At 58.5% G+C, this 21,658-nt stretch carries 15 protein-coding genes and 1 riboswitch; of the genes, 6 read left to right on the forward strand and 9 right to left on the reverse strand.

Annotated elements, in window-relative coordinates; translation table 11 throughout:
• Positions 1 to 78 precede the first annotated feature (78 nt).
• A complete protein-coding gene (gene gltX, locus M4NBBH2_RS05440; protein WP_116270018.1) occupies positions 79 to 1,485 on the reverse strand; it encodes a glutamate--tRNA ligase in 1,407 nt (468 codons plus the stop codon).
• Positions 1,486 to 1,665: 180 nt separating this feature from the next.
• Positions 1,666 to 1,858: riboswitch (yybP-ykoY riboswitch) on the forward strand.
• Positions 1,859 to 1,914: 56 nt separating this feature from the next.
• On the opposite strand from gltX, the gene M4NBBH2_RS05445 reads away from it, so the two are divergent.
• Positions 1,915 to 2,514 (forward strand): TMEM165/GDT1 family protein, encoded by a 600-nt coding sequence (locus tag M4NBBH2_RS05445; protein WP_116270019.1) that lies wholly within the window; start codon positions 1,915 to 1,917, stop codon positions 2,512 to 2,514.
• A gap of 1 nt (position 2,515) precedes the next feature.
• On the opposite strand, the gene M4NBBH2_RS05450 is transcribed toward M4NBBH2_RS05445, so the two are convergent.
• Both M4NBBH2_RS05450 and M4NBBH2_RS05455 read right to left on the reverse strand, forming a co-directional pair.
• Positions 2,516 to 3,157 carry an epoxyqueuosine reductase QueH gene (locus tag M4NBBH2_RS05450; protein WP_116270020.1) on the reverse strand — a complete coding sequence of 214 codons (642 nt, stop codon included), beginning with the start codon at positions 3,155 to 3,157 and terminating at the stop codon, positions 2,516 to 2,518.
• 107 nt (positions 3,158 to 3,264) lie between these two features.
• The gene (locus M4NBBH2_RS05455) at positions 3,265 to 4,626 is read right to left on the reverse strand and encodes an OmpP1/FadL family transporter (protein ID WP_116270021.1); all 1,362 of its coding nucleotides are present in this window, start codon (positions 4,624 to 4,626) and stop codon (positions 3,265 to 3,267) included.
• 342 nt (positions 4,627 to 4,968) lie between these two features.
• Between M4NBBH2_RS05455 and M4NBBH2_RS05460 the strand changes: the two genes are divergently transcribed.
• The gene (locus tag M4NBBH2_RS05460; RefSeq protein ID WP_116270022.1) at positions 4,969 to 5,691 is read left to right on the forward strand and encodes a YggS family pyridoxal phosphate-dependent enzyme; all 723 of its coding nucleotides are present in this window, start codon (positions 4,969 to 4,971) and stop codon (positions 5,689 to 5,691) included.
• A 9-nt stretch (positions 5,692 to 5,700) separates the two neighbouring features.
• Here M4NBBH2_RS05460 and recG read toward each other — a convergent pair whose 3' ends face one another.
• Positions 5,701 to 7,761 carry an ATP-dependent DNA helicase RecG gene (recG, locus tag M4NBBH2_RS05465; protein WP_116270023.1) on the reverse strand — a complete coding sequence of 687 codons (2,061 nt, stop codon included), beginning with the start codon at positions 7,759 to 7,761 and terminating at the stop codon, positions 5,701 to 5,703.
• Between the two features lie 673 nt (positions 7,762 to 8,434).
• On the opposite strand from recG, the gene M4NBBH2_RS05470 reads away from it, so the two are divergent.
• The 4 genes from M4NBBH2_RS05470 to M4NBBH2_RS05485 all read left to right on the forward strand — a co-directional run bounded on the left by M4NBBH2_RS05470 (position 8,435) and on the right by M4NBBH2_RS05485 (position 14,487).
• Positions 8,435 to 10,423, forward strand: a complete 1,989-nt coding sequence (locus M4NBBH2_RS05470; protein WP_116270024.1) for a fumarate reductase flavoprotein subunit — start codon at positions 8,435 to 8,437, stop codon at positions 10,421 to 10,423.
• Between the two features lie 19 nt (positions 10,424 to 10,442).
• Positions 10,443 to 11,246, forward strand: coding sequence for a fumarate reductase iron-sulfur subunit (locus M4NBBH2_RS05475; protein WP_022444640.1), 804 nt, complete (start codon positions 10,443 to 10,445; stop codon positions 11,244 to 11,246).
• 296 nt (positions 11,247 to 11,542) lie between these two features.
• The gene (locus M4NBBH2_RS05480; RefSeq protein ID WP_116270025.1) at positions 11,543 to 12,943 is read left to right on the forward strand and encodes an aspartate ammonia-lyase; all 1,401 of its coding nucleotides are present in this window, start codon (positions 11,543 to 11,545) and stop codon (positions 12,941 to 12,943) included.
• 206 nt (positions 12,944 to 13,149) lie between these two features.
• Positions 13,150 to 14,487, forward strand: a complete 1,338-nt coding sequence (locus M4NBBH2_RS05485; RefSeq protein ID WP_116270026.1) for an anaerobic C4-dicarboxylate transporter — start codon at positions 13,150 to 13,152, stop codon at positions 14,485 to 14,487.
• Between the two features lie 106 nt (positions 14,488 to 14,593).
• Here M4NBBH2_RS05485 and M4NBBH2_RS05490 read toward each other — a convergent pair whose 3' ends face one another.
• From M4NBBH2_RS05490 to leuS, 5 genes are all read right to left on the reverse strand, one after another.
• Positions 14,594 to 15,820 (reverse strand): THUMP domain-containing class I SAM-dependent RNA methyltransferase, encoded by a 1,227-nt coding sequence (locus tag M4NBBH2_RS05490; protein WP_116270027.1) that lies wholly within the window; start codon positions 15,818 to 15,820, stop codon positions 14,594 to 14,596.
• A gap of 38 nt (positions 15,821 to 15,858) precedes the next feature.
• Positions 15,859 to 17,157, reverse strand: coding sequence for a glutamate-5-semialdehyde dehydrogenase (locus M4NBBH2_RS05495; RefSeq protein ID WP_116270028.1), 1,299 nt, complete (start codon positions 17,155 to 17,157; stop codon positions 15,859 to 15,861).
• Between the two features lie 80 nt (positions 17,158 to 17,237).
• On the reverse strand, positions 17,238 to 18,293 hold the full coding sequence (gene holA, locus M4NBBH2_RS05500; RefSeq protein ID WP_116270029.1) for a DNA polymerase III subunit delta: 1,056 nt from the start codon (positions 18,291 to 18,293) through the stop codon (positions 17,238 to 17,240).
• Complete coding sequence (locus M4NBBH2_RS05505) at positions 18,277 to 18,801, reverse strand: LPS-assembly lipoprotein LptE (protein WP_116270030.1); 525 nt, start codon at positions 18,799 to 18,801, stop codon at positions 18,277 to 18,279. Before M4NBBH2_RS05505 ends, holA begins: the two co-directional genes overlap by 17 nt.
• Positions 18,802 to 18,969: 168 nt before the next feature.
• Positions 18,970 to 21,621 (reverse strand): leucine--tRNA ligase, encoded by a 2,652-nt coding sequence (leuS, locus tag M4NBBH2_RS05510; RefSeq protein ID WP_116270031.1) that lies wholly within the window; start codon positions 21,619 to 21,621, stop codon positions 18,970 to 18,972.
• Positions 21,622 to 21,658 lie beyond the last annotated feature (37 nt).

Genomic DNA, 21,658 nt, shown 5'->3' on the forward strand with positions numbered 1-21,658 from the left:
CAGTTGAGAAGTAAAACTATACCGAAAGAATCTCAGAAAAGCAAGTTTTACATCCCAACTGCGGTTTTCATCCCATATTTAGGCGAGGTTTTCGCGAAGACGGGAGATCACAGCGTCACGGCCGATGATTTCGAGCGTCTGATCGATCTGCGGAACCTTCTTGGCGGCAGTGGCAATCACGCGGATCGGGGTCGCGATCACGCCGAACTTCACTCCCTGCTCATCGCAGACGGACTTCAGCACAGCATAAATATCAGCAGCCTTCCACTCGGGGAGCGCTTCAAGCTTTGTCAGCGCGAGGCTTGCGGCTTCGCGGCCGCCATTTTCGAGCGACTTCGCGATGTCTTCCGCGACCGGAGTGTAGGGGCCATAGAACACCATGGCGTCGTCAGCCAGTTCCTCGAGCGTCTGGGCGCGGCTCTTGAGGAGCGCGCAGACCTTCACGAGATCCGCCTTCGAGAGATCGCCGCCGCGGGCAACGATACGGTCTTTCACGAGATCGGCGAGACGGCTGTCGTCCGCTTCCTTCATGTACTGACCATTCAGCCAGGCAAGCTTCTTGAAGTCCATGCGGGCAGCGGCGCGCGAGCAGTCGGAGAGCACAAACACCTTCGCGAGTTCCTCGCGGGTGAATTTCTCCATGTTGCCGTGGCCCCAGCCGAGACGGGCGAGGTAGTTAAAGATCGCTTCAGGCAGATAGCCGGCCTTCTTGTACTCCGTCACAGCGACAGAACCATGGCGCTTCGACAGCTTCTTGCCGTCCGGGCCGTTGATCAGCGGCAGGTGGCCGAAGATCGGGGGTTCAACACCGAGAGCGCGGTACAGGTTGATCTGGCGGGGCGTGTTGTTGATATGGTCAGCGCCGCGGATCACGTGCGTCATCTTCATATCAATATCGTCCACCACGACCGCGAAGTTGTAGGTCGGGATGCCGTCGGAACGCATGATGACGAGGTCATCGAGCTCAGTGTTCGACACGGTGATCGGACCATAAACAGCGTCTTCCCAGGTTACGTCGCCGTCATCCGGATTGCGGAAGCGGAGAACCGGTTTCACGCCTTCAGGCTTCACAAGACCGAGCTCTGCGGCGCGTTCGGGTCTCCAGCGGCCGTCATAGCGGGGCTTTTCGCCGCGGAGCTTCTGGGCTTCACGCATCGCGTCAAGCTCTTCCTTCGAGCAGTAGTCCCAATAGGCAAAGCCCTTCTCGAGAAGCGAATCCGCCACTTCCTTGTAGCGGTCGAGACGCTGCATCTGATAAACCACAGCGCCCTGGTTGTCGTAGTCGAGGTTCAGCCACTTCATCGAGTCCAGAATCACCTGGGTCGCTTCCGGGGTGGAGCGTTCCTGATCGGTATCTTCGATACGAAGAAGGAATTTGCCGCCAAAGTGGCGGGCAACAGCCCAGCAGTAAATAGCCGTACGGGCGGTGCCGAGATGCATCATGCCGGTGGGGCTCGGTGCAATGCGGGTGCGAACTTCAGTCATGTTTCTTAATAGTCCAAAGAAAAAACCCGGGGAGAATCCTGTGACCCGCTCCGGTTCTGAGTACAAAACGCCCCCTATTGTAAGTCGTGAGGGCGGTGAGTCCAATAGGGTGAGAGAGGAAGTGATGGAAAAAATCCGTTTTTTTATCCGGGAACGCCATTTTCCGGTACAATCCGTTTCCTACTTTGGGGAGTAGCCGCGCTGCAGACCCTGGACCGCCACTAAGAGCGGCAAGGCAGCGACCTGCGTCAACACACTTGGCTCCAGAAGCCATGGCGCAGGATTCAGATATCAAGACTGAACCGGCAAGACCAGAGACTCTGCTGGGTGCGTGGGATGAGACGCCGGTCTCTGCCGCCTGCAGGGTTTCTGTCTGTCAGGACCGGCTCAGGATCTACGGGGATCCTTCAATCTCCCGACCCCAGAATCATGCTTGAAACAATACTGCTCAGCATGGGCGCGATTGCGCTCTCTGAAATCGGTGACAAGACCCAGCTTCTTGCTCTGGCGCTGGCCGCTCACTACAGAAAACCTATCCCGATCGTGCTCGGTATTCTCTGCGCGACACTCCTGAATCATTGGCTCGCCGCCATGCTTGGCTACTGGATTAACGCGTGGCTTACGCCGGAAATCCTGCGTTGGGTGCTGATTGTGTCCTTCATCGGCATGGGCATCTGGATGATGATCCCCGATAAGGATGACATCGACGCGGAACACAGCCGATGGAAGAAGTACGGCGTTTTTACTGCGACGCTGATCCTCTTCTTCCTCGCGGAAATGGGTGACAAGACCCAGCTCGCGACTATTGCGATTGCGGCGAAGGTCGGCACCGTCATTCCTGTGATGATGGGCACCACGGTCGGCATGCTCCTCGCGGACGCCCCCGTGGTCTTCATCGGTGACCGGTTTGCGAAATACATTCCGGTCCGTACGGTTCACATTGTGGCGGCGCTTGTCTTCATCGGATTCGGCGTTGCCGCCTACTTTGCCGATCCCTCGTCATTTGTACCGCACGTTCCGGCACCGTAATTCAGGCGGATTTGCTGATGGACTGAAGAGCGGCGTCGATCTTTTCGCGCGCCGCCTCTTCGTCCTTTTTCGCCTGCTCGCTCTGACGGGCCATGCGTTCCGCGAGTCCCCGCATTGAGAACTCACAGCCGCAGTAGAGCTGGTTATAGAAGTGATTCTCGCGGATCAGGGCGCCCCGGCGATCCTGCAGACCGCCTTTTCTCCAGTTGCGGTCCCAGTATTCAACTCCGGGGAACTGGGATGCGGCCCAGTTCCCGGCCTCCGCCACCTGATCAAGACGCTTCCAGCGGCTTGAGGCAAGCGTGGTCGTGAAGCGGGAGAATCCCATTTCGGAGGCGATCTTCGCGGTCTGATACAGCCGCACGCGGAAGCACTGCAGGCACCGGGCGCCGCGTTCCGGCTCATCTTCAAGTCCCTTCACTTTCTCGCGCCAGAAGTCGTGATTCCAGTCACCGTCAATAATCGGCACGCCAAGTTTTTTCGCGTACTCGGTGATTTCGTTTTTCCGAATCAGATACTCTTTTTCCGGGAAAATATTCGGGTTGTAGTAGTAGACGGTCGGTTCGTAACCGTTTGCCATCATCCACTCAAGGATCGCGCCTGAACACGGGGCGCAGCAGCTGTGAAGGAGAATTTTTTCCATAGTGCGCGTATTTTACTGAGGAAGCAGAGAGGCCTCATGGCTTGAACCATGAGGCCTCTCTTTTATCCGAAGGAGGCCGCAGAAGAGACGGCCCCTGAATCTGAGGATCAGAAGCGGTAAACGACGCCCGCGCCGACCATGTAGCAGTTCAGCTTGTCAAAGCGGCCGATCTTTTGGGAGTTCGCGTCCTGGGAAGCGTAGAGATTACGCTCGCCGATACCGTGGATGTGAGTCGCGGCGATATCGAACTGCCAGTGCTCGTTCATACGGTAGGTCGCACCAAGTGTCGCCCAGATGCGGTTCGCGTCCGGAATCAGAGCCGTACGGTAGCGGGGATTCGAGATCGGGGAGCGGTCATAGGCAACGCCGCCGCGGATCGTCCACTTCGGCGTGATATCGAGGTCATAGCCGAGGGAGAAGAACCAGGAGTCGCGCCACTTCATCGGCACGTCAGTCTGGCTGTGGGGGAGACCGCCCGCATTGATGATCAGGTTGTCGAAGCTGCTCCAGTCAGTCCACCGGATGGAGCCCGAGAGTCTCATCTTCGGGGAGTACTTCCAAACGAACGTGAGATTCGCGTTCGCGGGAGCGTCCATCTGGGCGCCGCCATTCAGCGTCATGGCACCCGACTGGGCAATGCCCATGACGTCAGCGAACGACAGATTCGCCTGACGCATGGCCGCGATCATGCTCGCAGCCTGAGTACTGCCCGGATTCAGTTTTGCGTTCTGAGCAGCGGCAACGATGGCCTTCTGGCCAGCGGCATCCGTCGTGAGCTTCACCGTGCCGTGAGCCTTATGCGTGATGGCGGAGCGGTAGCCGAAACCCATGCGGAAGTTATCGGTGGCAGACCACATACCGCCGATATTCCAGCCGTAGCCCCAGTCATCCGCGTCAAGACGCGAGTACACGTTCTGGCCGAGGAGGTTACGCTTCATGGACACCGTGGCGTCAATGTACTGAGCTGAGAATCCTGCGCCAACGGAGAACTTGTCGTTGATCTTCCAGGCAACTGACGGGTTGATGTTGATCGTAAGAAGCTTGGCGTCGTAGCCGCGTTCAGCGCCTTCCCAGTTCTGGTTATAGGAGTCAGCGAGGCCGAACGGCATCACGATGGCAAGTCCGCCCCAGATCTTGTCATTGAACTGGTGGGTCACCATCTGGTGAAGAATCGGGGAAATGCGCTTACGGCCGTTTTCCGTAGAACCATCAGTGCCCTTATAGGACATGTCCATGGCATTTTCCACACCGCCGAGCTGGACCTGAGTGCCGGAGAGCAGTGTCATGCCGGCGGGGTTATACCAGGTAGCCGAGAGGTCATCCCCCATGATGCCTTCGCCAGCGAAAGCGCGGCCCAGACCCGTAATCGACTGCTCGTTAAGCTGGAAGCCGCCTGCGAAAGCGGGACCCGAGAGAGAAAGAACGGCAGCAGCCGCGGCTGTCAATACGATTTTTTTTCTGATGGTCATTTTCTGTTTTGAACGAGTAATGCGTTGGGGCGTCCGCTAAAATACCGGGACACCAGGTTGAATGATGGTAAGACCTGGAGCGAAGGTTATTCTATGAACCTGAAATAGCTGCAAAAGTGGATCTATTTTAGGTAATAACCCTTGCGGTATCTTTATATAATCAGCCGCAAAGCTTTTTTATGACAGCAGCTGATTGAATTTAAACGATTAAATCTTACGGAAAATTTTTCTTCCGCAAATGGATTTCAGATGAGGCGGATTGTCGCCCCTTCAGGCTAATCCCCGCGGAAGACCCATGTAGACTGAGTTTTCCGTGACTGAATGGAGGACAGGAAAGTCGCTATGTCAGTGCTGAAGCCTGGGATTGAAGAAAGAGTGGCGGAAGTTCGAAGCCGGATCGAAAAAGCATGCCTCGAGGCGGGAAGGAAGCCCGAAGAGGTGAAGCTTCTGGCGGTGAGCAAGACGTTTCCCGCTGAGGCGGCGCTCGCGGCGGCTCAGCTAGGACTCCTTTCTCTTGGCGAAAACTATGCCCAGGAAGGCTGCGACAAGGTGGACTGGTTCCGAGCGAATCATCCGGAACTGTCGCTTGAGTGGCACTTTATCGGCCCCCTTCAGTCCAATAAAACTCGCCCAGTGGCAGAACACTTCAGCTGGGTGCAGAGCGTGAACCGGATGAAGATCGCGGAGAGACTCTCATCCCAGCGTCCCGAGGGAATGCCTCCGCTTAACGTTCTGATCGAAGTGAACGTGGATGGAGAGGAAACGAAGAGCGGTGTGAAGCCGGAAGAGGCACTGCAGTTCGCGCGCGATGTCGCGGCGCTGCCTAACCTGAAGCTTCGCGGTTTTATGGTGATTCCGACTCCGGAAGAGGATCCCGAGAAGCAGAAGGTGCCGTTCCGCGCCATGAAGAAGCTCTTTGATGAAGCCAATGCGGCCGGTCTCGGTCTTGACACGCTTTCCATGGGAATGAGCAGCGATATTGAAAGCGCTATCCAGTGCGGAAGCACGATGGTCAGAGTCGGAAGCGCGATTTTCGGGCCGCGTGACTACGGTCACGGCCACTGATTCCGACGCTCAGGCTTCGAGGAACCCTTCGCGGCCCGCGAACCAGCGTTTTGCGTGACGAAGCGCGGTATCGGGGTCGTTCTTCAGCCATTCGTCTCCGAGTTCGCGCGCCATATCGAGCAGCTCACCATCCTCTTCGAGGCTTGCGAACCGGAGCATCGGTACACCGCTCTGGCGGGCTCCGAGGAATTCACCGGGTCCCCGAAGCTCAAGATCCTTACGCGCGATTTCAAAACCGTCTGTTGTATTGCGGATGACCTGAAGCCTCGCCTTTCCGTTTTCGGAAAGCGGCTCTCCATATAGAAGAATGCACCAGCTTTTAAGCGAACCACGGCCGATACGCCCCCGAAGCTGATGAAGCTGCGCGAGCCCGAACCGCTCGGCGTGCTCGATCACCATCGTGGAGGCGTTCGGTACATCGACCCCAACCTCAATCACCGTCGTCGCGACGAGGAGAGAAATCTCTCCAGCCTTGAAGGCCTGCATGACGGCGTCTTTCTCCTGCTGTGGCAGTTCCCCATGCACAAGGCCTACCGTCACGCCGGGCAGGGCTGACTTGATTTCCTCAAACGTTTCCTTGGCGGCTGTGAGATCCAGCTCCTCATTCTCTTCAATCAGAGGGCACACCCAATAAGCCTGGTGGCCGCGGGAAACTTCGCGCCCGATACCTTCAATCAGTGCGGGCTTTCTCGATATCGGCATGATGCGTGTTGATACCGGTTGACGCCCAGGCGGTAACTCATCGATAACCGAGACATCGAAGTCTGCGAGGTAACTCATGGCGAGTGTCCGCGGGATCGGGGTGGCGGAGAGCATCAGAAGGTGAGGCGTAAGGCCGTCGGCCGCCGCGGTACGGAGCGCCAGGCGCTGCGAAACGCCAAACCGGTGCTGCTCATCAATAATTGCGAGACCGAGCTTATGAAAGCTCACGGCATCCTGAATAAGAGCATGCGTTCCAACAGCCAGCTGCGCGCGGCCGCTCGCGATATCTTCCAGCATGGCGCGCCGCTCGGAGGCTTTCTGGTGTCCTGTGAGGAAGGCGATCCGGATTCCAAGCGGTTCAAGCCACTGGGAAATGCCCCGGAAGTGCTGTTCCGCGAGAATCTCGGTAGGCGCCATGATCGCCGCCTGATAGCCGCACTCAATCGCGCGGCAGGCGGCGAGCGCCGCAATCACAGTCTTTCCTGAGCCGACATCGCCTTGGACCAGGCGGTTCATCGGATGGGGGAGGGCGAGATCAGCTCCAACCTCCTTCCAGACCCGAGCCTGAGCTCCGGTCAGACGGAAGGGGAGACCGCGGATCAGATCTGGCGTAATCCGGCCGGACTTGGGCTCCGCAAGAACAGGGGCAACCGATTTCCCGCGGAGAACGCGCGAATGCCGGAGTGTGATCTGCTGCGCGAGGAGCTCATCAAGCTTCAGACGCTGCCAGGCCGGGCAGGAATGAGTGTCCAGATCGGCCAGCGTCGCGCCGCGCGGCGGATGATGCAGATACTGAAGCGCGTCGCGAAGCGGCGGCAGCCTGAGCTTCGTGCGGATAGATTCCGGAAGAAGATCCGTTAGGTCAACGTCCAAGAGTGCCCGCGCGATCCGTTTCCGGAGCCAGGGCTGCGTGATACCTTCCCCGGCGGGATAAACCGGGGTGAGCGTTGTCGGGAGATCGTCAGTCCGTTCAACCGCGCGCTTGATTCTTGGGTGCACCATCTCAAGCGTCTGATTCCATCCGGAGCGCGGTTCACCGTAAAGCCTTACCCGGGCTCCGACCCTCAGCTGCTGAGCCTGAGAGGGGAAAAAGTGGATGAGGCGCACCTGAAGCACGCCAGTATTATCTTCAACGACAGCGGTAAGCGACCGGGGTGACACCCGCTCGTCAATCACAACGCCTTCAATCTGGGCAGGGGACCCCGACACCAGGTCAGCGATCGGCGTGATCGCGGTCTCATCCTCATACCTCAGCGGAAGATGAAGCACATAGTCCCAGTCGTTCACAAGGCCGATCCGGGCGAGCCTCTCCTTAAGCGGGGGAAGCTTTTCTCCTTTTTTTCTCGGTCTGAATGTGGAAATGGGCATGCTGCGGGATCCTAGGTTAAGACGCTGCCGGCCTGACAAGGCCGGTTTTCCTTCAGTCTTCTAATTATGCCCTGAGCTTCCGGATGCGTTTCTGTAAGGCAGAAAACGCGGAAAACATCATTTCCTGACGGTAAAACAACGCCGTAAGTATTAAGTGGATACCCTATAAACCTGAAGAGGTATGAATAATCCGGATGTAGTGGATGATAACTAGTTGCAGAATAGAGGCGCAGAGGATACGGTTTTTTTCGTAAATCTTGCCTTTTCACTTGATATTAAGCGTTTTAAATGGGAAAATACGAGGACTTTGAGACACAGCTGAGGCTATAATACGGGTTATTCCTAGTAGTCCCAATGGCTAGGTAATCACTAGACTTCAGCCGAAAATCGCAGAGAGGTGGGTAGAATACCTACCGAATTGTGAAAGTCCGGTGGTAGCTACTTTAGGGTGAAGGATCCCGTTGTCTTTCTCTCCCTAAGTAGGGATGAGGCCGGAAAGCCGGATACGTCCGGCAAACACAGGTTTCTGTTCTTTTATTAACAGGAAGTACCTTTCAGCCGTTTGGCTGAAAGAGGCAGTCTCGGGTTGCTTAGAGACTGCCACTAAAAAAATATGACCCGCGGGATGACTGAAAGGTCATCGCTGCAGGGCATCTTAGGAGACCAAGCAAACATGAAAATCATCTACACCGACGTACTGGTGATCGGTGCCGGTCTGGCAGGCCTTCGCATGGCAGTTGCTGTGCAGCGTCGCGGCCAGGACGCCATTGTCCTGTCCCTCTGCCCCCCGAAGCGCTCTCACTCTAAAGCGGCTCAGGGCGGCATGCAGGCCTCCCTCGGCAACATGATCAAGGGCCTTGGCGATAACGAAGATCTTCACTTCGTCGATACCGTCCGCGGTTCTGACTGGGGTGCGGACCAGGACGTCTGCCGTATGTTCGTGAATACGGCTCCGAAGGCCGCCCGTGAACTGGCTGCCTGGGGCGTGACGTGGTCCCGTATTACCGCCGGCGACCATCAGGTGATTATCAATGGCGAGCGCGTGACGATTACGGAACGCAAAGAGTGCCAGGGCCTTCTCCGCCAGCGTGACTTCGGCGGCACGAAGAAGTGGCGCTGCGTTTTCGCTTCCGACGGTACCGGCCACGCCATGCTGAATGCTGTGTCCGACCGCGTGATCGCCGAGCACATCCCGGTGATGGAGCGTGTTGAGGCTCTCGCCCTGATTCATGACGGCAAGCGCTGCTACGGCGCTATCGTCCGTGACCTCGTGACCGGTGAGCTGATGGCCTATGTGGCCAAGGCTACCGCCATGGCTACCGGCGGTGCCGGCCGTATCTACCGCGTGACCACGAACGCTGTGATCTGCGAAGGCATCGGCGCTGCTCTCGCCCTCGAGACCGGTGTTGCCGGCCTGGGCAACATGGAAGCCATTCAGTTCCACCCGACCGGTATTTTCCCGGCTGGTATTCTGGTGACGGAAGGCTGCCGCGGTGACGGCGGTCTGCTGCGTGACGTCGATGGCTATCGCTTCATGCCCGATGTCGAACCGGAAAAGAAGGAACTCGCCTCCCGCGACGTGGTCTCCCGCCGTATGGAAGAGCGTATTGCTCAGGGCAAGGGTGTTCACTCCAAGTATGGCGATCACCTCTGGCTCGATATCACGCTGCTTGGCGAACATCACATCAAGCACAACCTGCGTGAAGTCTATGACATCTGCCACTACTTCCTCGGCGTTGACCCGATCAAAGAGTGGATTCCGGTCCGTCCGGCCCAGCACTACACGATGGGCGGCATCCGTACCGACTACCGCGGTGAATCCCGTCAGCTGAAGGGCCTCTTCGCTGCCGGCGAGTGCGCCTGCTGGGATATGCACGGCTTCAACCGTCTGGGCGGCAACTCTGTTGCTGAAACCGTGGTTGCCGGCATGATCGTCGGTGAATTCATCGCTGACTTCTGCGAAAAGCCTGAGAACGAGATCGACCTCCCGACCTCCATCGTTTACGACTTCGCCCGTAAGGTCCAGGATGAGCTGAACGGCTTCCTGCACAACACTGGTAACGAAGACGCCGTCAAGATCCGCACCCGCATGCAGGAAATCATGACGAGCAAGATCGGCATCTTCCGTAATGAGAAGCAGATGAGCGAAGCTGTTGATGAACTCCAGCAGCTGCTCGAACGCTCCTACAACATCAGCGTGAAGAACGACATCGGCAACAATCCGCAGCTCGTGTACGCCTACCGTACCCGCAAGATGCTGAAGGTTGCTCTGACGGTTGCCTGCGGCGCTCTCGCCCGTAAGGAATCCCGCGGTGCTCACTCCCGTGAGGACTATCCGCGCCGCGATGACGTGAACTGGCTGAAGCGTACCATCACGACCTGGAAGGATCCGAAGTCCACGGTGCCGGATATCTCCTACGAGGATCTCGACATTTCGACGATGGAACTCCCGCCGGGCTTCCGCGGTTACGGTGCCAAGAACTACATCGAGAACCCCGAATCTGTCCGTCGTCAGAAGGAAGTGGACGACATCCGGGCCAAGATGGAAGCCGAAGGCAAGGATCGCTTTGCAATTCAGAATGCCCTTATGCCTTATGAGGACAAGCTCCCGAAGCGTCTTCGTGGACGCAATGAACGTACCTACGAACCTCTTGCTGACTAATTAGGAGCAGACAGAAAAAATGAGCAAAACCCAAACTGAAACCAAGCACCGTCTGCTTAAGATCAGCATCCTGCGTTACAACCCGCAGGATCCGGACAGTGTTCCGCACATGCAGACTTATGAGCTCGAAGAAGGCGACCGTATGACCCTCTTCATCGCGCTGAACGATCTGCGTGATGAACAGGATCCGACGCTGCAGTTCGACTTCGTCTGCCGCGCTGGCATCTGCGGTTCCTGCGCGATGCTGATCAACGGCAAGCCGGGCCTCGCCTGCCGTACGCTGACCCGCGATCTGCCGAGCGAATTCACGCTCGCCCCGCTCCCGGGCTTTGAGCTGATTGGTGACCTTTCCGTGAACACCGGCAAGTGGATGCGCAATATGTCTGAGCGTATCGAGTCCTGGGTTCACACGAAAGAAATCGATATCGATATGCGCAAGACTGAGGTTCCGATGGATCCGCAGCTTGCTGAAGACCTCTACAACCTCGACCACTGCATCGAATGCGGCTGCTGCGTTGCTGCCTGCGGCACGTTCCGTATGCGTCCGGACTTCGTCGGCGCTGTCGCGATCAACAAGATCGCCCGCTTCCGTCTCGATCCCCGCGACGACCGCAATGATGCTGACTTCTATGAAGTGATGGGCGATGACTCCGGCGTCTTCGGCTGCATGTCGCTCCTCGGCTGCGATGACTTCTGCCCGAAGCAGCTCCCGCTGCGCACGCAGATCGCCTTCATCCGTCGCAAGATGGCTGAACAGGGTATCAAGAACTACGATAAGGTTCTGCCGACCCCGAAGAAGCTGATCCCGATCAAGTCGATCTAATCGGCTGAAGCCTTAGCTTTAAGAAAAACCCCAGACCGCAAGGTCTGGGGTTTTTTGTGTCTTCGTTATTCGGGGTGGTACGCATTTGATCTATGTCACATACCTAATAGGCAATACACCCTAGATAGGAAATTAGTACTATAGTATGCCGCATAAGTAGTTTATCTTAGATAAAAGTAACCACCCGCCGGAAGTGGAAGGATTACTCCGGTGAGAGGCCCGGCGCTGGCGGTCCGGTTCCCGGAAGCCAGTCTGGTTAACACAGAGCTTCGGCCCTGTTTTTATAGGAGTAGAAGATGTCCCGTATTGAGCATGATTTCCTTGGCGATCTCGAGATTCCTGATGACGTGTACTACGGTGTTCAGTCCCTGCGCGGCAAGGAAAACTTCCACATCACTGAGCATTCGATGAACGAAGACGAGTACTTCATCAAGGCTTTCGCTCAGGTGAAGAAGGCTGCTGCCCGGACGAACAAGGAACTCGGCACGATTCCGGCGAACGTCGCTGATGCCCTGATCTACGCCTGCGATCAGCTGCTCGAAGGCAAGTACCGCGACCAGTTCGTTACCGACTGGCTCCAGGGCGGTGCCGGCACTTCGACCAACATGAATACGAACGAAGTGATCTGCAGCATTGCCTGCGAAAAGCTCGGTCTCCCGAAGGGCTCCCAGAAGCAGGTGTCGCCGAACGATCACGCGAACTTCGGTCAGTCCACGAACGATACGTACCCGACCGCTCTGCACCTCGCGATGTACTACCGCTCTGAGGACCTCCTCAAGGCCCTGCAGCAGCTCGTTCAGGCCTACTACAAGAAGGCTGACGAATTCAAGAATGTTCTGAAGATGGGCCGCACCCACCTCCAGGACGCTGTCCCGATGACCATGGGCCAGGAATTCCACGGCTGGGGCCGCACGATTGAAGACGAAATCGAAGTGATCAAGGACGCGCAGAAGCACCTCCGCGTGATCAACCTCGGCGGCACCGCCATCGGCACGACCGTGACCTGCCACCCGGATTATCCGGCGAAGGCTGTGAAGTACCTCGCTGAACAGACCGGCATCGACTTCCATAACAGCGACGACCTGATCGCCGCGACGAGCGACTGCGGCGCCTATGTCGCGATCTCGTCCGCCGCGAAGAGCCTCGCCGTTAAGCTCACGAAGGTCTGCAACGATATGCGTCTGCTCGCCTCCGGTCCCCGTACGGGTCTTTCCGAAATCAACCTGCCGATGCGCCAGCCGGGCTCTTCCATCATGCCGGGCAAGGTGAATCCGGTGATCCCGGAAGTGACGAACCAGGCTTCCTTCCTCGCGATCGGTCTCGACACCACCGTGATGCTCGCTGCCTCCGCTGGCCAGCTTGAACTGAACGTGATGGAACCGGTGATTTCGTTCGCTGTCTTCACCCAGATGAAGGTTCTGACGAACGCCATGATCGCCCTCCGTGAGAAGTGCGTTGACGGCATCACCGCGAACGCCGAACACACGAAGGACCTCGTGATGAACTCCCTCGGCATTGTCACGCTGCTCAAGCCCCACTTCGGCTACATGCTCTGCGCTGAAATGGCGAAGGAAGGCTACACCGAAGGCAAGTCTCTCCATCAGATCGTCGTTGAAGAACGCAAGCTGATGACGGAAGAGAAGTGGAACGAAGTGTTCTCCTTCCAGAATCTGATCGCTCCGAAGTTCGAGATGTAAAGAATTAGAAAACCGCCCCTCCGGGAAGCACTCACCCGGGGAGGCGGTCTTCTGATATCCCCGGGAGGTCACCCGGTTTTTCCGCTCCAGGGGATTCGTTTTAAAAAGCCCGAAAAATACTTTGCACGGCAGCAGTCAGGCCGCAGCAAAAATAACTTCAAAGGAACTGGGATTCCGGAGCTGCTCCGGATGAACAGAGAAAACAGATGAGTATCGTGGTGATTCTGCAAATCATCGTCCTGCTCGGCGCAATTTTCATCGGCGTCCGTCTGGGCGGTATTGGTATCGGCTATGCTGGCGGCGCCGGCGTTCTCGTGCTCGGCCTGCTTCTCGGCATGAAGCCGGGCAACATCCCCTGGGACGTGATTCTGATTATTGCGTCCGTGATCTCGGCTATTTCCGCAATGCAGCTCGCGGGCGGCCTTGATTACCTCGTTCAGATTGCTGAAAGGATTCTGAGAAACAATCCTAAGCACATCAACTATCTCGCTCCTATCGTGACGTATGTCCTCACGATCTTCGCTGGCACCGGCCACACCGCTTTCTCCATGATCCCGGTTATCGTCGAAGTCGCCAAGGAACAGCACATCCGTCCGGTCTGCCCGCTGTCCATCGCTGTGGTCGCTTCCCAGATCGCTATTACCGCTTCCCCGGTGTCCGCTGCCGTGATTTACATGAGCGGCGTTCTGGAACCCTTCGGCTGGAGCTACCCCACGCTGCTCTGCATCTGGCTTCTGACGACGTTCGTTGGCTGCATGCTCACCTCCTTCGTGATGAGCCACATCCAGAATATGGATCTCGACTCTGACCCGGTCTACAAGGAACGTCTGGCCAAGGGCCTCGTCAAGGCTCCGGATGCTTCCAGCATGAACAAGGCTCTCAAGCCGTTTGCCAAGCGCTCTGTCGCGATCTTCCTGATCGGCGTGCTCGCGGTTGTGTTCTATGCCTCCGCTATTTCTCCGGCTGTCGGCCTTATCAAGCATGTGGTTGTCGGCCGTGACGCTGCCATTATGAGCCTGATGCTCCTCGTTGGCTGCCTCATCACCGTCCTCTGCAAGATTGAGCTCGGCAAGGTCGCTGATACCAGCGTCTTCAAGAGTGGCATGGTGGCCTGCATCTGCGTGCTGGGCGTTGCCTGGCTCGGTGACACCTTCGTGTCCGGCCACAGCGCTGAGATCAAGACCTTCGCTGCCGCTACGGTTGCTCAGTATCCGGCTCTGCTTGCTGTCGTGTTCTTCGTGGCTGCTATGTTCCTCTACTCGCAGGCTGCTACCGCGAAGGCCATTACCCCGGCTATCGTGGCTGCTCTCGGCATCACCGCTGCCAACCCGGGTGATTCCTACATGCTGGTTGCCTGCTTCGCCGCTGTGAGCGCTCTGTTCGTTCTCCCGACCTACCCGACCCTCCTCGGCGCGGTCCAGATGGACGACACCGGCACCACCCGTATCGGCAAGTGGGTCTTCAACCACGCCTTCTTCCTCCCGGGCGTCCTCGCGATTGTGTTCAGCGTCGCGCTGGGCTTCCTTGTGACGAAGTTCTTCTAAGCTTCGCGATCATTCAGACCGGATACTCTCCGGTCTGAGAGTGAAGAAAGAAAAAAGCCAGCTTTCTAAAGCTGGCTTTTTCATGTCTGGAAGTTCCCGGTGCCGATCAGGATTCGGCGTCAGACGGAGTGCTGTCAGATGCGGCGTCCCGGTTCTTCACGCGGCGGTTCGACCCCGCGACGAGATCAAACTTGAAGAAACGGCATTCGAGAGGACCATTGAAGAGTACCGTCTTCCGGCCTTCCTTCAGATGCATTTCGCCCGGCAGATGACGGTCGGAGGTGAGCATCCAGGCGGTCCACCCGGCAAAGTTATGCTTCAGGTTGTCAGCAACGTGACGCATCATCGAGCCGACCGTCGCGCTTCGGGGCGTGGACTGTTCGCCGTACGGCGGGTTAGCGACAATGATGCCCGGAGTCTCTGTCGGCGGGAGGACATTTCGGGCGTCACACACCGAGAACTTGAGATTTCCGGATTCAAGCAGTCCGCCGAGACCGGCGCGGAGCGCGTTCGCCTCAGCCTTGCGGACAACGATCGAGGAAATGTCACTTGCCGTGATTGAGACCTCACGGTGCAGGTTCACTTCACTCTTCGCGTCTTCGCGGAGTTCCGTCCAGAGTTCACGGTCAAAGTTGAGGAGCTTCTCGAAGCCGAACGAACGGCTGATTCCCGGAACCAGGCCGCAGGCGATGGAGGCCGCTTCAATCGCGATCGTGCCGGAACCGCAGAAGGGATCCAGAAGCGGCATATCGGGCGTCCATCCCGAAAGCTTCAGGAGGCCGGCCGCCATGTTTTCCTTCAGAGGAGCCTCACCCTTATCGGTTCGCCAGCCGCGCTTGAAGAGCGATTCGCCGGAGAGATCGATGTAAAGCGTGCAGTACTTTTCATCGAGGAACGCCGCAATCTGCACATCAGGCGACTCGCGGCTGATGTCCGGGCGGGTGCCGGCGAGCTCGCGGAACCGGTCGCAGACAGCGTCCTTGATGCGCAGCGTCGTGAATTCGAGAGACTTCAGCGGCGCGCGGTGAGCGGAAATTGAAATGCGGAACGTCTGATCCGGCGTGAAATAGAGCTCCCAGGGCGTACGGCGGGCCTGCTCATAAATGTCTCGGCTGTCCCAGTAGTCATGGAAAGACACCTCCATCATCACGCGGGACGCGATCCGGGAGCGGAGGCACGCGAGGTAGGCAGTCTCGATCGTGCCCTCAAACATCACGCCGGAAGGTGTCTTGCGGGAGCGCTTAGCGCCGCATGCCGCGAGCTCTTCCTCGAGCACGGCCTCAAGTCCCCAGGGACAGGCGGCGTAAAAGCGGTGGTTCTTCTTATCTTGCATTTTTTTCCTAACAAAAGGGGTTCCGGGCGGAGGCCGCTCTAGCGGCGGCCTTCGCCATGTCCGAGGACAACGAATTTCTGGCTGGTGAGCCCTTCAAGTCCGACCGGACCCCGGGCATGCAGCTTATCGGTGGAGATGCCGATTTCCGCGCCAAGCCCGTATTCGAACCCGTCAGCAAAGCGGGTGGAGGCATTGATCAGGACGGAGGCGGAGTCCACTTCCCGCAGGAAGCGCTCGCCGCGCGTATAGCTGTCCGTCACGATGGCGTCGGTGTGGTGGGAGCCGTGTTCGTTGATGAAGTCGATCGCTTCATCCAGGCTCTCCATCACCTTGATTGAAATGACCGGCCCATTGTATTCGGTATCCCAGTCTTCGGGGGACGCGCTGATCGCGGCAAACCCTGAGTTCTGAATAATATCAAGGCTCGGATCGTCGGCCCGCATTTCAACTTTCTTATCGTGGAAGATCCGGGCGATGCGGGGAAGGAAGTCAGCGGCGACCCGCTCATGGACGAGGAGCGTCTCAGTCGTGTTGCAGGGCGAGAAGCGCTGCGTCTTCGCGTTATCCGTCACTTCAACCGCCATGTCGATATCGGCGTAGGAGTCGATATACGTGTGGCAGATTCCGTTGAGGTGCTTGATCATCGGAATGCGGGACTTTTCCATGAGACGCGAGACCAGCCCTTTGCCGCCACGGGGAATCACGATATCAACCCACTCAGGGTGAGTGACCAGCTGATCCACCATATCGCGGTCAGGGGTTGCCACAAACTGCACCGCGTCAGCCGGCAGTCCGGCTTCTTCAAGCGCTTCAGAGACAATTTTCGCGAGAATCCGGTTCGTCCGGATCGCTTCGCTGCCGCCGCGGAGAATGGCGGCGTTGCCGCTCTTCAGCGTGAGCGCCGCGGCATCCACTGTGACATTCGGGCGGCTTTCATAAATGATCGCGATCACGCCAAGCGGCACGCGCATGCGGCCAACCAGAATGCCGGAGGGCTGGGGTTCGAGCGACTGAATAGCGCCGATGGGATCCGGAAGCTTCGCGACCTGAGCGCAGCCTTCCGCCATCTTCTTCACCGTGTCTTCAGTCACCGTGAGGCGGTCGATAAAAGCGTCCGGGTAACCCTTCAGCTTCGCTGCCTCAAGGTCTTCACGGTTGACGGCCTGGATTTCTTCAGACCGCTCGAGGAGAAGGCGCGAAAGCACGGCAAGCGCCTTGTCCTTCGGCGCCCGGCGGGCTGCCGCCATCGGTTTCGACGCGGCGCGGGCACGGGTCCCAAGGTCCCGCATATAGTCGAGCGCGGCGCGGCCCGATTCGTTTTCTGTCACTTCAGACATGTTTTCCTCACTTTTGCCCGGAAATATCCAGGCGGCGGCGTGACTGTCAGGCCGGATGTGCGGGGCAGGAGAGGCTCCGGTTACCGGGCGATGAAGGCCGCAACGGACTTCAGTTCAACCCAGGGATCCGTGTCCCGGGAAGGAACCGGGATCCCCTTATAGATTCTGTCGATATCCGCGCAGACGGTCAGCGCGTTCTCGAGTTTCCTCGAGCTGAGCCTCGCGGCGCCCGAGGCGACTGCGTCCGCGATGTCACGGGGCCAGATCCGGAGTTCCCGGGCGGCGCTCTGTGCGGTCTGTCCGGTCGCGTCCATATGGTGCCGGACCGCGATCATCTTGCGGATATTCTCAGAGAAAAGATACATCAGAAGGGGCAGCGCTGCGCTCTGATCAAATTCGGCGCGGATGCCTTCAATCGCGCGGCACGCGCGGGCGGCATCTCCCTTCATGGCGGCGATCCCGACCGAAGCGAAGTCGAAGCGCGAATTGTCGAGCACCGAGCTCTGAACCTCTTCGAGTGTGAGAGGCGTGCTTCCCTCATGAAGGAGCGACAGCTTCCGGACTTCCTGGCTCGCGGCGAGAAGGTTCCCTTCGGTCTGTTCCGCGAGGAACCTCATCGTTTCATCGTCAGCCGACAGGCCTTCACTCTTCAGCCTGGCGCGGAGCCAGGAGGGGAAGGATGCGATCGGCACCGGGTCACAGCTGACGAGAACCGCGCCTGAAGTGAGTTCCTTGAACCACTTGCTCTTCCGTACCCGCCAGTCGGCCTCGGGAACCGTCACGATCACGATGACCGCGCCCGGATCAATCGGCGTGGAGCCGAGAGCCGCAAGCGCCGCGCTCCCACGGGTGCCGGGGGAGGGACTTGCAAGACGGACTTCCACGATTTTCTTTGCGGCAAAAAGCGAGATCGCGGCAACCGCGACGCTGATCTGATTCCAGTCACTGTTCGCGGACAGCGTGAGAACTTCGCGCTCTTCGTAGCCGAGGCCGCGGGCCGCAGCTCGGATCGCGTCCGCGGACTCGAGAGCGAGCAGAGGCTCTTCATCCGCGATCACCCAGAGCGGAGCGATTCCGCCCCGTTTGGCGTCAGAGGCGAGTCTCGGACCGAGTGACGCGCTACTTAGCTGCTGCATGGGCCTTCGCCTTCGCGGCCTCGATGCGGCGCATCAGCTGCACCACAATGTCCCGCTCGATATCGCGGTAAAGCGTGGCTTCTTCGGTTTCGCGCGACAGATAGTTGCGGATCGTGTACGGAAGGTCGCGGCGGGCGGAAAGTGTCGTGGGCGGGAGATATTCGTAGCCGTCAGGGGCGGCGAGTTTGAAGGTCACATCCCAGCCGAGACGGTATTCACGGGCGTCGCCGATATCGTTATAAGTCTGCACCACGCGGGACCGGGACTGAGACACGATCGAAAGGATCGCGTCAGCGTCTGCCATCTGATCCACGACACGGGCATTGGTTTCCGCATTGATGTGGCGGCGCAGCTCCCACTTCAGAGTCGACTGATCGCTCATCTGCAGGTACACGGTCTCAAACGGAACAGTGAACCGGCCGCGGGGCCTGAAACCGCACCCGGTAAGAGCGAGCGATGCGGCGGCCGCGGCAAGAAGCGCGCGGCGATTGAGACCGGTGGTATGCATAAGCGGAAATTCCTTCTTTTCGCGGCGGTGTAAGAACATCCCTACATTATACGGAGAGGGGGAGAGGGTGAAATGCGAAAGAAATGCCCCAGACGGGGAATCCCGGCTGGGGCAATAGAGGAAAGAGGAGACCTTTGGCGGACTCCTCTTTCAGACCCGTGGGTCAGATCAGGCCTTCGGAGCCGGAGCGACGATATTCACGAGCCGCTTCGGAACGATGATCACCTTCTTCACCGGGGTGTCGCCGAGGAAGCGGGACACATCGGCGTCAGCGAGAGCCGTCTTTTCGATCTCTTCCCGGCTGGCGTCCGGAGCGACCATGATGCGGCCGCGGAGCTTGCCGTTCACCTGGACCACGAGCTGGATCTCATCAGCGGCGAGCGCTTCCGGATCCACCTTCGGCCACGGGGAGTCGATGATTTCGCCGAGTTCCTTCACATACCCGAGCTCATCCCAGAGGGAAGTCGTGATGTGAGGAGCGAGCGGATAGAGCACGCGCAGCAGGAGCGAGAGCGATTCGCGGAGCAGCGCTGCGCTGCCGGCCGAACCATCGTCCTTGAAGCTGTCGATCTCGTTCATCATCTTCATCGCGGCCGACACAACCGTGTTGTACTGCATACGGTCAAGGTCAGCCGTCGCCTGAGCGACGTTCTGATAGAGCGAACGGCGCAGGCTCTTCTGATCGGAGGTGGCAGTCTTCGGGTCAAAGGCACCGGCGCTGGCGAGCTCATCGCGCTTCGAATAGGTCCAGCTCCAGAGGCGGCGCAGGAAGCGGAAGGTGCCTTCGGCGCCGGCATTGCTCCAGGCCGCGGACTGATCCGGGGGTCCGGCGAACATCACGAACGTACGGGCGGTATCCGCGCCGTACTTCTTGATGATGTCACGCGGCTCAACCACGTTGCACTTCGACTTTGACATCTTCTGGATGCCGGCCGACTTCACAGGCTGGCCGTCTTCCTTGGAAATCGCGCCGGTCGGGCGGCCCTTTTCGTCCGTCTTCACCTCGATTTCATCGGGGTAGTACCAGCGGATGTGCCCATCCGGAAGCTCGCGGTAGAAGGCTTCGGCGCAGAGCATGCCCTGCGTGAAGAGACGCTTGAACGGCTCATCAAACTTCACGAGCCCAAGGTCACGCATCACCTTCGTCCAGAAACGGGCGTAGAGGAGGTGGAGCACGGCGTGCTCGATACCGCCGATGTACTGGTCCATCGGATTCCAGTAGTCGTTGCGGCTGTCCACCATCGCGGTGTCGCAGTCCGGCGAGCAGTAGCGCATGAAGTACCAGCTCGAGTCAACGAACGTATCCATCGTGTCGGTTTCCCGCTGGGCGGGGCCGCCGCACTTCGGGCAGGTCACGTTCAGGAACGCCGGATCCTTGGCGAGCGGATTGCCGGAACCGTCCGGAATTTCGTTCTCAGGCAGCACAACCGGCAGATCTTCTTCAGGAACCGGAACCGCGCCGCACTTCGGGCAGTTGATCATCGGGATCGGGGTGCCCCAGTAGCGCTGACGGGAAATGGACCAGTCGCGCAGACGGAACTGCACGTGCTTTTCACCAAGGCCCTTCGCCTTCAGGTCAGCCGCAATGGCGTCGATCGCCTCATGGAAGTGAAGTCCGTCATACTTGCCGGAATTCACGCAGTAGGGGTTCAGCGTCTTGTCGCCATACCATTCCTGCCAGTGATCCGTCGTGAATTCGGGAACGCCGTCGAGGTTCACTGCCTGGCGGATTTCGATACCGTAGCGTTTCGCAAACGAAAAGTCGCGTTCATCGTGCGCCGGGACGCCCATGACGGCGCCTTCGCCGTACGTCATCAGCACGTAGTTGCCGACCCAGACCGGAACATCAGCACCCGTGATCGGGTGACGGACCGTGAGGTTCGTCTTGATGCCCTTCTTTTCCTTCGTCGCCATATCGGCTTCGGAAACGCTGCCCTTCGCGCACTCAGCAACGAAAGCGGCAACCGCGGGATCGCTCTTCGCGGCGTATTTTGCGAGCGGGTGCTCGGCCGCCACGGCGACGAACGTCACGCCCATGATCGTGTCAGCGCGCGTCGTGTAAACGCGGAGCTGATGCTCTTCGCCTTCAAGCGTATAGGGGAAGGCAAAGTCCACGCCTTCGCTGCGGCCGATCCAATGGCGCTGCATCGCGCGGACCTGATCCGGCCAGCCGTCGAGCTTATCGATGTCGTCCAGCAGCTCCTGAGCGTACTGCGTGATACCGAGGTAGTAGCCCGGAATCTCCTTACGCTCAACCACGGCGCCGGAACGCCAGCCGCGGCCATCAATCACCTGCTCGTTGGCGAGCACGGTCTGGTCCACCGGGTCCCAGTTCACCACCTGAGTCTTGCGGTAGGCGATGCCGCGCTTCAGCATCTGCAGGAAGATCCACTGATTCCAGCGGTAGTACTCCGGCTTGCAGGTCGTCACTTCGCGCGACCAGTCAAAGGCGAGCCCCAGCGGCGCCATCTGCGACTTCATGTCAGCGATGTTCGCGTACGTCCACTGCGCGGGCGGCACCTTCTTGGCAAGCGCGGCGTTTTCAGCCGGCAGGCCGAAGGAATCCCATCCCATCGGAGTCATGACGTTGTCGCCGCACATACGGCGGTAACGGTACAGCACGTCATTCAGGGTGTAGTTGCGTACGTGGCCCATGTGAAGCTTCCCGGAAGGATAGGGAAGCATCGAGCAAACATAGTATTTCGGTTTTTCATGGCCGGAGGCATCAAGCGCATGCTCGACCGCGCGGTAGACATCCTGTGCCTTCCACTTGGCCTGAACTTCCGCTTCGACGAGTTCCGGAGAGTAGGTCTCACGCATTGGAGGATTCCCAGTCTTAAGGAAATAAAGAGTTAGA

Source organism: Mesosutterella multiformis (genome assembly GCF_003402575.1).
In the GTDB taxonomy this organism is placed as follows: Bacteria; Pseudomonadota; Gammaproteobacteria; order Burkholderiales; family Burkholderiaceae_F; genus Mesosutterella; species Mesosutterella multiformis.